Origin of the sequence: Streptosporangium sp. NBC_01469 (assembly GCF_036227305.1) — a bacterium.
GTDB lineage: Bacteria > Actinomycetota > Actinomycetes > Streptosporangiales > Streptosporangiaceae > Streptosporangium.
Genome location: NZ_CP109465.1, coordinates 9,043,091 through 9,056,032 on the forward strand (window position 1 = coordinate 9,043,091; position 12,942 = coordinate 9,056,032).

Sequence of the window (12,942 nt, forward strand, 5' to 3'; positions counted from 1 at the left end):
ACAAAGGGAGCCTTACCAGAGGAGAATAGGGTTACATGCGCGCAGTCTGGCCGGGAGAGTCTTATCCGCTCGGCGCCACCTGGGATGGCGTGGGTACCAACTTCTCATTGTTCTCCGAGGTAGCGGAGCGTGTCGAACTCTGCCTTTTCGGAGACGACGGCCGCGAGGAGCGCGTCGAGCTGACCGAGGTCGACGGGTTCGTCTGGCACGGCTACCTCCCGGGCATCATGCCCGGACAGCGGTACGGCTACCGGGTCCACGGCCCCTACCACCCCTCCCAGGGGCACCGGTGCAACCCCTCCAAGCTGCTCCTCGATCCCTACGCGAAGGCCGTCGAGGGTGACGTGAAGTGGAACGAGGCGATGTTCTCGTACCGGTTCACCGATCCGGGCAACCGCAACGACGAGGACACCGCCCCCTTCATGCCGAAGAACGTGGTGATCAACCCGTTCTTCGAGTGGGGCAACGACAGGTCGCCGCGGACCCCGTACCACCAGACCGTGATCTACGAGGCGCACGTGCGCGGGCTCACGATGCGCCACCCCGCGGTGCCCGAGGAGCAGCGCGGCACCTACGCGGGGCTGGGCCACCCGGCGGTCATCGAGCACCTGCTGAGCCTGGGCGTCACCGCGGTGGAGCTGATGCCGGTGCACCAGTACGTGCCCGAGCACGCGATGGTCGCCCGGGGGCTGACCAACTACTGGGGCTACAACACGATCGCCTACCTGGCCCCGCACGCCGCCTACTCCGGCGCGGGCCAGCGCGGCGAGCAGGTGCCGGAGTTCAAGGCGATGGTGCGGGCGCTGCACGAGGCGGGGATCGAGGTCATCCTCGACGTGGTCTACAACCACACCGCCGAAGGTGATCACATGGGGCCCACGCTGGGCTTCCGCGGCATCGACAACCAGGCGTACTACCGCCTGCACGACGGCGACCGTCGCTACTACCTCGACTACACCGGCTGCGGGAACTCCCTCAACGTCCGCTCGCCGCACGCCCTCCAGCTGATCATGGACTCGCTGCGCTACTGGGTGCTGGAGATGCACGTGGACGGCTTCAGGTTCGACCTGGCCTCCGCCCTCGCCCGCGAGCTGCACGACGTCGACCGGCTGAGCGCCTTCTTCGACCTGATCCAGCAGGACCCGGTGATCTCCCAGGTGAAGCTGATCGCCGAACCGTGGGACGTGGGACCCGGCGGCTACCAGGTCGGCAACTTCCCGCCGCTGTGGATGGAGTGGAACGGCAAGTACCGCGACAGCGTGCGCGACTTCTGGCGCGGGAGCGGGTCCGCGCTGCCCGAGTTCGCCTCCCGGCTGACCGGGTCCGCCGACCTCTACGCCATCTCGGGGCGCCGCCCGGTGGCCTCCATCAACTTCGTCACCTGCCACGACGGGTTCACCCTGACCGACCTGGTCTCCTACGACCGCAAGCACAACGAGGCCAACAAGGAGAACAACCGCGACGGCACCGACGACAACCGGTCGTGGAACTGCGGGGCCGAGGGTCCGGTGGAGGACCCGGAGATCGTGAACCTGCGCCGGCGCCAGCGCCGTAACCTCCTGGTCACCCTGTTCATCTCCCAGGGCGTGCCGATGCTGCTGGCCGGCGACGAGATCGGCCGGACCCAGCACGGCAACAACAACGCCTACTGCCAGGACAACGAGACCTCCTGGGTCGACTGGTCGCTGGTCAAGAGCGAGGCGGACCTCCTCGACTTCGTCAGAAGCCTGTCCAAGCTGCGGCGCGAGCACCCCGTGTTCCAGCGGCGCCGCTTCTTCCACGGCCACAAGGCCGACGACGGGACCCGCGACATCGTCTGGCTCACCCCGGCCGGGGAGGAGATGTCGGCCGGTGACTGGCACACCGGCTACGCCAAGTCGCTGACCGTCTTCCTGAACGGCGACGCCATCACCGAACCGGGCACGCGCGGCGAGCGGATCGTGGACGACTCGTTCCTGCTCCTGATCAACGCCCATCACGAGGACATGTCCTTCAGCCTTCCCGAGGCGAGGTACGGCAAGCGATGGCAGCGCGTGCTGGACACCGCGGACGAGGGGCCGGGCGAGTCCCCGCTCCCCGAGGAGTCCTGGCCGGCCGAGGCCTCGGTGGAGGTGACCGCGCGCTCGGTGCGGATCCTGCGCTGCGCGCGCCTGTAGGGATCTTCCGTGTCCCTCAGACGCCGGACGCGATCGCGGCGGTGAGCAGGACGAGCACGAACGTCACCACGCCCACGGCGCCGTGCAGCAGGACGGCGACCATGGGAAAGCGCTGCTCGGCGCCGCGGGCGTGGCGGCCACCGCCCAGCCAGCGGGTGAACATCGTGAAGCCCAGCAGCGCGGAGGCCGAGAGCACGCCGAACGACAGCCAGGCGAAGAGCGGATCCAGGGTGAGCACGTAGACGACCCAGCAGACCAGGGCGGAGACCGCCAGAGCCGGATGAGCGAAGATCAGCAAAGTCGGGAAGCGAGTGACCTTGGTCGCCTGCTGGCGCAGTCCTCCCCCGGAGAGCCAGACGTACAGCAGGTAGATCCCGACCATCGCGGTGATCAACCATGTCACGATCGCGACAAACCCCACACAGCCCTCCCGTGTCTCCAGGGATGAATCATGTATCGGGAGTTGTCCGAAGTCACTACAAGCCATCACAACCGTTATCGACCATGCCGAGAAAGTTCACAAGTCACCTTCGTGCGAAGGTAGGGCAACCTACGCGCGAAGGCGGAGCGGCCTCCGTGCGAAGGTAGGGCAATGCGCCTCATCCATCCTGAAACCTCCGCCGAGGTCGACCTCGCGCTGGCCTACGCCTACCCGGACGGCCCGTGCCTCAGGATCAACATGGTCGCCAGCGCCGACGGCGGGACCTGGCTGAAGGGACTGTCGGGCGAGCTGTCGGGCAGGGGCGACCGCCAGGTCTTCTGGGTGCTGCGCGGGCTGGCCGACGTCGTCGTGGCCGGGGCGGCGACCGTACGGGCCGAGGGATACGGCCCGGCACGGCCCAGGCCGTCGTGGCGAGGGCTGCGCGAGGGCCGCCCGGCCGCCCCGCCGGTGGCGGTGATCACCCGCGGGCTCGACCTCGACCTGTCGGGCCCGCTGTTCGCCGAGGCGGAGCCGTACGCGCGGACGATCGTCATCACCTGCGAGGCCGCACCCAGGGAGCGCCGCGAGGAGGCCGCCAGGCACGCCGACGTGATCGTGGCCGGGGGCGAGCGGGTGGATCCGGCGCTGGCGGTGCGGGAGCTCACCGAACGCGGCCTGGGCCGGATGCTGTGCGAGGGCGGCCCGAAGGTCAACGCCCTGCTGGCCGCCGCGGACCTGGTCGACGAGCTCTGCCTCACGGTGAGTCCGATACTGATCGGTGGGGACGCCGCCAGGGTCCTCGACGGCCCGCCCTCGCTCGCGCGCCTGCGCCTGGCCCACGTCCTGGAGGACGAGGGGTTCCTCTTCACCCGGTACGTCCGGCACCGCGAGGAGGCCGGGACCGTCTGACACCGGGGCTCCGAGGACTCCGAGGACTCCAGGGACTCCCCGGCTCCGGAGCCCCCGAGAGACCGAGACACCCTGACAACCGGGGCTCGGTGACACCGGGGACTCGTGACGCCGCGGCGGAGTTCGGCGGGTTCCAGCGGTCTGCGAGGCCGGACCGGTCTCCGTATGGACATCCCATCGAAGAAACGATATATCTCGAATATGCCACGAACCTCCTCCTCCGATGACGACCTGCGAGCCTCGCTCGAGGCCCGCCGCCACCTCGGGCCGGAATACGAAGACTCCCTCGTCGAGGGTTTTCTGGAGAAGATGGACCAGGAGATCGACAAGCGGGTGGACGACCGGCTCGCCGCCCGCGCCCGCAAGGAGAGCCCGGCGGTCCGCCCCTCCGTGGACGCCGGGCAGCGGCTGGCCCTGGCGATCATCTCGCTCGCGCTCGGGGTGCCGGGGACGATCGCGGTGTCCTACTCCGGCCTGGGCGACTCGCTCCTCGGGTTCGTCCTGGTGCTCATGTGGGTCGGGGTCATCGGCGTGAACGTGACGTTCACCGCCGGGCGGCGCCAGGGCTGACTCCGCCCTCGCCTCGCCCCCGTTCCCGTCCACGCTCCCGCGCCAGGCGGACACGCCCCGGGAGGTTCCCCGTTCAGGCGTGCGCGGCCGACCAGCCGATGTGGGGTGCCGCGCGGGTGAGCAGGCCCGGCAGCGCGGGGTGCAGGGCGGCCGGCAGCTCGCCCTCGCCGAACCAGGTCAGGCTCCCGATGCGATCCGGCTCCGACGGCGTGACCTCCCCCGGGTCGACCAGCACCGCGAACTGGACGGACACCCAGTGCGTCAGCAGGTCTCCCGAGGTCCGCCTCACGTTGGCCACCCCCACCTGGACCAGGTCCAGAACGGTGGCGCCGAACTCCTCCCCCACCTCGCGCCGGACGCACTCCTCGAAGTCCTCGCCGAACCCGAGCTCGCCCGCGCCGGAGTCCCACACCTCGCGGCTGTCCCTCGCCCCGGGACCGCGCAGGTGGAGGAGGACGCGGCCCCTGCCGTCGTGGCAGACGAAGCTGCAGCTGACCCCGATGTGGGAGCGACCCGCCGGACGGGGGTCGACGGGGGCCGGATCGTCGTCGCGGTCGCTCAAGGGAGTCCGTCCTGGGTGAGGGGAGGCGCGGGCACCCGCCCGCCGGTCGGGAACAACCGTAGGCCACCCGGAAGCAGGGCCGCACGGCGGGATCGGGGACCGCCGCGCCCGTCCCTGGATCGCGCACAGGGGCCGTCGATCAGGAACGACGGACGGAACGGGTGGGTCCGCCCCGGAGCCGCCACGGCGGCGGGACCGGGCACTCAACGGGACGGACCGCATGATCACCTGTCGTACCCACCGGTGTCCAGGTGCTGGCGCGCCACCCGGACGGTGGCCTCGTGGCCGGCCCGCAGAGCGCGGAACGGCCGACAGGTGATTTCACCCCTCAGCGGGAAGGTGGAACACCCCCCATACCTCTAAAGACGCCAAAACGGTCATCATAGGATGCTTCACCCTTAAAGATTTTTCCGGCCGCAAGCCGGAGTACTGGCCGGCACCCGGAAGCGTCCGCGCTCAGGGACCGGGCGCGCCACGCGTACGCGGTGGTGGCCGTGCGCAACGCCCCTCCAGGGACGCTAATTGACCCACAAATCTTGCCATCGAATGAACCATTTCATGGGTCTTTACGCGCCGTAGATTCGTCGGTGTCAGCAAGCAGGGCCTGGTGAGAAGTCGGGCCGGACATCCGGGAGAATCCATGAACGCCGTCACGAACCAACCGACCACCCCCGTTCTGGTCCACGCGGCGAACGCCGAGTCCCTGCAGGACGGCGCCACCAGCCTGATCACGCTGCTCGCCGACGCGGGCGCGACCGGCGGCGCGCTCACCGCCAACAAGGCGTCCTTCCGCAAGGGCTCGCCGGGCGCTCCCGCGCACTTCCACACCAAGGCCACCGAGATGTTCTTCGTCCTGGACGGCACGATGCGCATCCTCGTGGACGACGAGATCCTGACCCTGGGCAAGGGCGACTTCCTGACCGTCCCGCCGACCGTGCCGCACGCGTTCGCGCCCGCCCCTGGCAGTGAGGCCGAGATGCTGGTGGTCTTCACCCCCGGCCTGCACCGCTTCGACTACTACCGGCTGCTGGAGCGCGTCTATCGCGGCGAGGCCACGGTGCAGGACATCCGCGACAGCTCACAGAAGTACGACAACCACTACTTCGACAGCCCTGTCTGGTCGAAGGCACTCACCGAACGCTGAGCACTCGGCTGGGCCACGCCCCCGTGGCCCAGCCTGGCACCACTCCCCGTACCTTCTCAGGAAAGCAGCCTCCGTCATGCCCTCGACCATGCCCAAGGCACCGCGGCGCCGCCCGGGAGCGACCCTGGCGCTGCTGGCGTTCGCCCAGCTGATCATCTCGATCGACTACAACATCGTGTACGTCGCCCTGCCCGAGATCGGCTCTGGCCTCGGCTTCTCCGCGCAGAACCTGCAGTGGGTGATCAGCGCCTACGCCGTCGCGTTCGGCGGCTTCCTGCTGCTCGGCGGACGGGCGAGTGATCTGCTCGGACCTCGGCGGATGTTCGCCGTCGGGCTCGGGCTGTACGCGGCCTCCTCGCTGCTCGGCGGCCTGGCCGAATCGGCCACCGTGCTGGTCGCGGCCCGGGCCGTACAGGGGATCGGCGGCGCGTTCCTGTTCCCCGCGACACTCACCCTGGTCTCCACGTGCTTCGCCGAAGGACGCGAGCGCAACAGGGCGTTCGCGGTGTGGGGCACGGCAGGCGGCAGCGGGATGATTCTCGGCTCCCTGCTCGGGGGCGTGCTGACGGACGCGTTCGGCTGGGAGTCGGTGTTCTTCGTCAACGTGCCCCTCGCCGGTGCCGCCGCCCTGCTCACCTTCGTGCTGATCTCACCGGACGCGCGGCGCATCGCCGGCCGCTCCATGGATGTCGCGGGGGCGCTCACCTCGACGATCGGTGTCACGGCCGTGGTGTTCGCTCTGGTGCAGGGGCCGGAGTCCGGATGGCTCTCGCCCGCCGTGCTGGCCGCCGCCGTCGCGGGCGCCGTCCTGCTCACCGTGTTCGTCGCGATCGAACGGCGCTGCGCCGACCCGCTGATGCCGCTGCGCCTGTTCGCCAACCGCAACCTGAGCGTGGGGACGGTCGTCACGTTCTTGTACATGGGCACCTTTGGCACCCTGCTGTACTTCTTGAGCGTGTACTTCCAGGGCGTGCACGGCTACGACGCGCTGACCACCGGACTGGCGTTCCTGGTGCCGATGGCCGCCATCACCGTCGGCTCGCAGACCGCGGGCAGGCTGGCCACCCGGTACGGGATCCGGCCGGTGCTGGTCGCCGCGCTGGTGGTGGGCGGCGTCGGCGCTGTGATCGTCGGCGCGACCATGGCCACCGGCGCCTCGTACGCCGCGCTGATCCCCGGACTCCTCGTGCTCGGGATCGGCCAGGGCGCCGGCTACACCCTGATGTTCGGCGCCGCCGCCCTCGGGGTGGCCGCCGAGGACCAGGGCATCGCCTCGGGCGTCGCGTCCACCGGCCAGCAGATCGGCGGCGCGGTCGGCCTGGCGCTGCTGGTGGCGGCCGCCAACACGGGCCTGGACGGACTCGCCGGCCAGGCGCTGCGCACCGCGACGAACGACGGGCTGCGCACCGCGGTGTTGATCGCGGCGGCGGGCATCGCGGTGACCGCGCTGGTCGCACTCGGCCTGCGCAGGCAGAACACCGAGCAGGTCACCGAGCGCGAAGCGCAGCCTGACAGCCGCCCGGTCGTGCATGTCTGACCGACACCCGGCTCAAAACAGTCCGCAGCGTGGTGCCGCCCCTTTCCCCGGGCGGCACCACGCTTCGGCATTCCGGGCCCCCTCCGGCGAGCGCGGGGCACGGCTCAGGCGTCAGGCAGGGGTGGCAGGGCCCGGCACAGCGCCTCCAGCGCCGGTCGATAGCGGTGTTCGGGGGGTGTGGCATATCCGACGACCAGACCGTCTCGGTGGGGTTCGGGGCTGCCGGAGTGGCGGAACATCGCCAGGCCGTCGAGCGCCACGCCCATCCAGGTGGCCGCCTTGACGGTGGCCGCCTCGGTGCCCGGCGGCAGACGCAGGACCGCGTGCAGCCCGGCCGCGATGCCCGTCACCCTGATATGCGGGGCGTGCTCGGCCAGCGCCATGACGAGCAGGTTGCGGCGGGCGCGATAACGCTGCCGCATGCGACGGATGTGCTTGTCGTACTGCCCGGAGGCGATGAACTCCGCGAGCGCGAGCTGGTCGGTCACACCCGTCCACGCCTCGCGCAATCCCTTGGCCGCGAGCACGGCGCCGACCAGGTGCGGCGGCAGGACCAACCAGCCGAGCCGGATCGCCGGGGACAGGCTCTTGCTGACCGAGCCGATGTAGACGACGTGGTCGGGATCGAGCCCCTGAACGGCGCCCACGGGTTCACGGTCGTAGCGGAACTCGCCGTCGTAGTCGTCCTCCAGCACCACCCCGTCACGGCCTCGCGCCCAGTCGACGGCCGCGGCACGACGCGTCGGATGTAACGGGCCGCCGGTCGGGAACTGGTGTGCCGGAGTGAGCAGGACGGCACGTGCGCCGCGCCGCGAGGAGGTGCCGGGGTGCGACGCCAGTTCGTCGGTGCGCGCGCCGCGGGCGTCCAGCCCCAGCGGGATCGTGCGCACTCCGGCATCGGCCAGGATGCCGCGATGGAAGGGCAGGCCGTACGGCTCGACGGCGAGCGATCCGGACAGCACGCCGCCACCGAAGAGCAGCCGCAGCCCGTGCGCGAACCCGGCGCAGACAACGATCTGTTCCGGTGAAGCCGACACGCCGCGCGCCCGGGCGAGGTACTCGGCGAGCGCGCGGCGTAGTTCGGGACGTCCCTGGGGGTTCGCGGGGGCGAAGGCGTCGTGCGGTGCGGCGGTCACCGCGCGACGGGCGGCCGTGGCCCAGGCGGCGCGGGGAAAGGATGTCGCATCGGGCTGCCCCTGCCGGAGGTCATGGGCGGCGGCCTCGCGGCCGGGCCCCTTCCTGGGGACACGCTGTGGCTTGGCCGCGACCCGCTCGGCCACTCGGGTGCCCGAGCCCTGCCGGGCGGTCAACCAGCCTTCGGCGACCAGCTCGGCGTACGCATCCGCGACCGTGTTGCGCGCGACCCCCAGGTCGACGGCGAGCGACCGGTACGGTGGCAGCCGGGTCCCCGCCGCGAGCCGCCCGCTGCGCACCGCCTCGCGCAGGGCCGCCGCCACCGCCGCACGTCGAGACCCCGTCGGCGACAGCTCAAGATGTAGGTCAGAGCCCGCCTCACGGGCAGAATTGACCCGATGATCCGGCACCTGACTGCACCCTTCGATCGGTCTCTGGAGTGCCTAGGCTAGCCCCATGACCCACGCCCCCGCAGACCCCCACCCCTCACGCGTCAACTTCGCCGCAGCCGCGCCGCGCGCGTTCAAAGCCCTCATCGGCTTCGACGCCGCCGCACGTGAGGGCCTGGACGAGCGCCGAGCCCGGCGCCACCCGCGCGAGGTGGAAAAGAACGCCCCCGCCCGGGCCCCGGATCTCGCCCCTCCGCCCGCTTCGGCGACCGCATAGGCTGGTGGAATGGACAAGGTGGTAAAGAGCGACGCCGAATGGCGCGTCCAGCTCTCTCCCGAGGAGTTCCGCGTGCTCCGCCAGGCGGGGACCGAGCGCCCCTTCACCGGAGAGTACGTCGACACCAAGACCGTGGGCGTCTACAGCTGCCGGGCCTGCGGCACCGAACTGTTCCGGTCCGACACCAAATTCGACAGCCACTGCGGCTGGCCCAGCTTCTACGAGCCGTCGGAGTCCGAGGCGGTGACACTGATCGAGGACCGCTCGATGGGCATGACCCGCGTCGAGGTCAGATGCGCGACCTGCGACTCGCACCTCGGCCACGTGTTCCACGGCGAGGGCTACGGTACGCCCACTGACGACCGCTACTGCATCAACTCCGTCTCGCTGAAACTGGAGCCCGTCGAGTAAGCTACCGGCCGACATGCGGAGGCCCCGCCGGACCACACCTCCGGCGGGGCCTTCACGCGCTCGGACAGCCATGTCACACCGTCCGGCAGGTTAGCGGGCCGCCAGGAGGGGCAGGGCGATATGACGCACAGTATTCGGAGATCTCCGTAGCGTGATCGTCTAAGGAGCCCCCGTGCATCTCCGCCACAAATGGGAGATCATCGAGACCATCGGCCGGGTGGTCACCCAGCGCTGCTCCGTCTGCGGCAGGACCAGGGTCCGGGTGATCTCGGTGATACGCCGTGCCGACTATCGCGGCCTCGGATAGGTGACGCGGCAGTCGGAGTCGTCGGGGCCGAGCACGTTGGCCAGGACCGGGTTGCCGTTCTCCCCGAACTCGGCCTGGACGAAGACCACGGGGCTGGGCACGCCGAGCTCTCCGACGAGATAGTCGACGCCCGCCTCGCAGAGCTTGATCGCCTGCTTCGAGTTGTCCGCCGTCTCCGGCAGGTCCGTATATATCCGCAGATAGCCGCCAACCATGCGGATGTCCTTGACCCGCTTGGTCACCTTGCGGCTCTCGAAGTAGGCCACCGCCTTCTTGTCGGTGTGCTTGGACGGCCCCGACGCCTCGGCCTCCCTGTCCTTTTTGCGCTTCTTCTCGGTCTTGGACCGTTTCACGGCCGCCTCCTCGCTCTTCGCGTCCTTCCCGTCCACCTCCGCGGCCACCACCGCGCCGCCCGCAGGGGCCCCTGGCGGCGCCATCGCGGCCACGCCGCCGGGAACCGGCGCCTGGACCGTCCCGCCCGCGGGGGCCTGCCCACCGGAGAACCACCCGCTCACCGCGAGAGCCCCCACCGCGAAGGCGGTGACGGCCACCGAGACCTCGAGAACGCGTGAGCGAGACTTCTTCTTTCTCCGGCGCCCCCGAGCACGCCTCCTGGACCGTGCCAGATCCTCGCCCCTTTTCACCCTTGGCCTCACATAGACGGGGGATTTTCCCCGAGTATGGCAAAGCCAAGGGAAGGTAAAGAGACCTTCACCGGATTATTTTTCGCCGGGCCGTCACAGGAGACACGTCCTTCACCTCGCGAAACTCCCGGAACTCCCGGAACCCACGGAGCTCGCGGGCTCCCGGAGTTCACGGAGCGGCGCCTCCGAGGCCGCCGGGCCGGAGCCCCGCGGCGACGGAAGCTCGCGGCGGCTACGGCAGCGCCGCGATCAGCTCGCTCGGGGGCTTACGAACCCCGGTGTAGAAGGGGATCTCCACACGGGTGTGCCGCCGGGCCTCGGCGCCGCGCAGGACGCGCATCAGGTCGACGATGCGGTGCAGCTCGTCGGCCTCGAACGCCAGCATCCACTCGTAGTCGTTCAGCGAGAAGCAGGCGACGGTGTTGGCCCGCACGTCGGGGTAGTCGCGGGCCATCCGCCCGTGCTCGGCGAGCATCCGGCGGCGGTCGGCGTCGTCCAGCAGGTACCACTCCAGGGAGCGCACGAACGGGTAGACGCTCACGTACGCCCGCGGCTCCTCCTCGGCCAGGAAGGCCGGGATGTGTGACTTGTTGAACTCGGCCGGGCGGTGCAGCGCCATCGCCGACCAGACCGGCTCGGTCAGCTGTCCCAGGCCGGTGCGGCGGAAGCGCGAGTAGGTCTCCTGGAGGTCCTCGGCCGTCGGGGCGTGCCACCAGAACATGAAGTCGGCGTCGGCGCGGAAGCCCGCCACGTCGTACAGGCCGCGGGTGACCACGTCCTTGCGCTCCATCTGGGCCATGAGCTCCTCGACCTCGGCGGCCATGCCCTCGCGGTGGCCCGGGCAGCGCTCCTTCATCCTGAAGACCGACCACATCGTGTAGCGGATCACCTGGTTCAGGTCGCGCGCCTTGGGCCGCGGGTTCGCGTTCGTCATCGTCACCCCTTTGTCAACGAATCGGTGCTGTTCTGCCATTCTCTCGCGGGATCCAGGTGGTCGAGAATCCGGGCCGCCGCGGTACGGGCGGTGGCGACGCAGGCGGGAACGCCGAGGCCGTCGTAGGCGGCACCGCACAGGGCCAGGCCCGGCTGCTCGGCGGCGGCCGCCCGGATGCGGGCCACCCGGTCGAGGTGGCCCACCTCGTACTGCGGCAGGGAGCCTCCCCAACGGGTCACCCGCGAGTCGCGGGGCAGTCCGCGCACGCCCATGACCTCCACCATCTCGGCCATCGCCAGCGCGACCAGCTCCGCGTCGTCGCGCTGGAGCACGGCCTCCTCGCCGATCCTGCCGATCGAGCAGCGCAGCAGGACCAGGCCGGGGTCGCCCTCGGTCAGGTGCGGCCACTTGACCGAGCTGAACGTGGCGGCCTTGATCGGCCGCCCGTCGACGGCCGGGACCAGGTAGCCACTGCCGGTCGGCGGCCTGGAGAACGCCGCGCGCGGGTAGGCGAGGGTGACGATGGCCATGCTGGCGTACTCGATCCTGGCCAGCTCCGCGGCGGCCCGGGGCACCTCCCGGGCGAGCAGGCGGCTCGCCGCGGGGGCGGGAACGGCGATGATCACCGCGTCGGCCTCGACGATCTCCGGCGCGGGGACGGGACCGGTGACCAGCAGCCAGCCGTCCTCGGTCCGCCGCAGCTCCCTGACCGTGACGCCGGTTCTGATCTCGGCCCCGGAGGCGGCGGCGACGGCTCCGGGCAGGCTGCCCATCCCCCGGCGCAGCGTGGTGAAGACGGGCCCGGCGTCCTTGGGGGCGTCGGCGGCGATCTCCCTGGCCGCCGCGAGCAGCGACCGCTCGGACCTGGCCGCGACGGCGATCCTCGGCATGGTCGCGTCCAGCGAGAGCCACTCGGCCCTGCCCGCGTAGACGCCGCCGAGCAGCGGCTCGACGAGCCGGTCGACCACCTCCCCGCCCATCCTGGCCCGGATGTACGCCGCCACCGACACGTCGGTGGTGACGCGCGTGGCCGGGAGGACGTGGTCCAGCGGCACCCGGGCGAGACCCCCCGGGCTCAGGACGCCCGACCTGGCCAGTGCGAGGACGTCGGAGGGGACGCCCATGACGTGCCCCTCCGGCATGGGCCGCAGCGCGCCCCTGGTCAGGATGCCCGCCCGGGTGGTGCCGGGCGGCCTCAGCTCGTCGCCCAGGCCGACCAACTCGGCCAGCTCCCTGCCCTCGGGCCGCCGGGCGAGCATCGCCTCGGCCCCCGCGTCCATCGTGACCCCCGCCACCTCGGTGGCGTGGAGCTTGCCGCCGACCCGCGGGGCGCCGTCGAGGACGGTCACCCTGAGGTGCTCGCCGCGCTGCCGCAGGTGCCACGCGGCGGCCAGGCCGGCGATCCCGCCGCCGACGACCACCACATGCCTCCGCTTGCCTTCCATGACTCCCGACCGTATCGCCCCCTCCTTCCGCCCGCGTATCCCGCCTTGCGCCTCTGGCGCCCCGTGACCCGGCGGCGCGGAGAACGTGACGCCATCGTGACT

14 protein-coding genes are annotated in these 12,942 nt (G+C 70.9%); 8 read left to right on the plus strand and 6 right to left on the minus strand.

All coding sequences use genetic code 11. The features are described from left to right. The first annotated feature begins 35 nt into the window (after positions 1 to 35). Complete coding sequence (gene glgX / locus OG587_RS39365) at positions 36 to 2,156, plus strand: glycogen debranching protein GlgX (protein ID WP_329083920.1); 2,121 nt, start codon at positions 36 to 38, stop codon at positions 2,154 to 2,156. Positions 2,157 to 2,172: 16 nt separating this feature from the next. Here glgX and OG587_RS39370 read toward each other — a convergent pair whose 3' ends face one another. Continuing rightward, positions 2,173 to 2,577: a hypothetical protein gene (locus OG587_RS39370; protein WP_329083921.1), complete on the minus strand. Its 405-nt coding sequence runs from the start codon at positions 2,575 to 2,577 to the stop codon at positions 2,173 to 2,175. Between the two features lie 171 nt (positions 2,578 to 2,748). Between OG587_RS39370 and OG587_RS39375 the strand changes: the two genes are divergently transcribed. After that, positions 2,749 to 3,486, plus strand: a complete 738-nt coding sequence (locus OG587_RS39375; protein WP_329083922.1) for a pyrimidine reductase family protein — start codon at positions 2,749 to 2,751, stop codon at positions 3,484 to 3,486. Positions 3,487 to 3,687: 201 nt separating this feature from the next. Beyond that, complete coding sequence (locus OG587_RS39380) at positions 3,688 to 4,056, plus strand: hypothetical protein (RefSeq protein ID WP_329083923.1); 369 nt, start codon at positions 3,688 to 3,690, stop codon at positions 4,054 to 4,056. Positions 4,057 to 4,129: 73 nt separating this feature from the next. Here the strand turns inward: OG587_RS39380 and OG587_RS39385 are convergent, their stop codons facing one another. Then, the gene (locus OG587_RS39385) at positions 4,130 to 4,618 is read right to left on the minus strand and encodes an NUDIX hydrolase (RefSeq protein WP_329083924.1); all 489 of its coding nucleotides are present in this window, start codon (positions 4,616 to 4,618) and stop codon (positions 4,130 to 4,132) included. Between the two features lie 640 nt (positions 4,619 to 5,258). On the opposite strand from OG587_RS39385, the gene OG587_RS39390 reads away from it, so the two are divergent. Together OG587_RS39390 and OG587_RS39395 are read left to right on the plus strand one after the other, a co-directional pair. Next, a complete protein-coding gene (locus OG587_RS39390; RefSeq protein ID WP_329083925.1) occupies positions 5,259 to 5,762 on the plus strand; it encodes a cupin domain-containing protein in 504 nt (167 codons plus the stop codon). 76 nt (positions 5,763 to 5,838) lie between these two features. After that, positions 5,839 to 7,299 (plus strand): MFS transporter, encoded by a 1,461-nt coding sequence (locus OG587_RS39395; protein WP_329083926.1) that lies wholly within the window; start codon positions 5,839 to 5,841, stop codon positions 7,297 to 7,299. Between the two features lie 104 nt (positions 7,300 to 7,403). Here the strand turns inward: OG587_RS39395 and pdxR are convergent, their stop codons facing one another. Beyond that, positions 7,404 to 8,756: a MocR-like pyridoxine biosynthesis transcription factor PdxR gene (gene pdxR, locus OG587_RS39400; protein ID WP_329083927.1), complete on the minus strand. Its 1,353-nt coding sequence runs from the start codon at positions 8,754 to 8,756 to the stop codon at positions 7,404 to 7,406. A 133-nt stretch (positions 8,757 to 8,889) separates the two neighbouring features. Here pdxR and OG587_RS39405 point away from each other — a divergent pair, with 133 nt between their 5' ends. The 3 genes from OG587_RS39405 (at position 8,890) to OG587_RS39415 (ending at position 9,817) form a co-directional block, all read left to right on the plus strand. After that, positions 8,890 to 9,099, plus strand: coding sequence for a hypothetical protein (locus tag OG587_RS39405; protein ID WP_329083928.1), 210 nt, complete (start codon positions 8,890 to 8,892; stop codon positions 9,097 to 9,099). 9 nt (positions 9,100 to 9,108) lie between these two features. Continuing rightward, positions 9,109 to 9,510, plus strand: coding sequence for a peptide-methionine (R)-S-oxide reductase MsrB (gene msrB, locus OG587_RS39410; RefSeq protein ID WP_329083929.1), 402 nt, complete (start codon positions 9,109 to 9,111; stop codon positions 9,508 to 9,510). Between the two features lie 172 nt (positions 9,511 to 9,682). Then, the gene (locus OG587_RS39415) at positions 9,683 to 9,817 is read left to right on the plus strand and encodes a hypothetical protein (protein WP_329083930.1); all 135 of its coding nucleotides are present in this window, start codon (positions 9,683 to 9,685) and stop codon (positions 9,815 to 9,817) included. Here the strand turns inward: OG587_RS39415 and OG587_RS39420 are convergent. The 3 genes from OG587_RS39420 to hemG all read right to left on the minus strand — a co-directional run bounded on the left by OG587_RS39420 (position 9,799) and on the right by hemG (position 12,840). Further along, a complete protein-coding gene (locus OG587_RS39420) occupies positions 9,799 to 10,368 on the minus strand; it encodes a hypothetical protein (RefSeq protein ID WP_329083932.1) in 570 nt (189 codons plus the stop codon). The two genes, OG587_RS39415 and OG587_RS39420, sit on opposite strands and share 19 nt — an antisense overlap. Positions 10,369 to 10,693: 325 nt before the next feature. Next, positions 10,694 to 11,395 carry a hydrogen peroxide-dependent heme synthase gene (hemQ, locus tag OG587_RS39425; protein ID WP_329083933.1) on the minus strand — a complete coding sequence of 234 codons (702 nt, stop codon included), beginning with the start codon at positions 11,393 to 11,395 and terminating at the stop codon, positions 10,694 to 10,696. Between the two features lie 2 nt (positions 11,396 to 11,397). Then, positions 11,398 to 12,840: a protoporphyrinogen oxidase gene (hemG, locus tag OG587_RS39430; RefSeq protein ID WP_329083934.1), complete on the minus strand. Its 1,443-nt coding sequence runs from the start codon at positions 12,838 to 12,840 to the stop codon at positions 11,398 to 11,400. Positions 12,841 to 12,942: the final 102 nt, after the last annotated feature.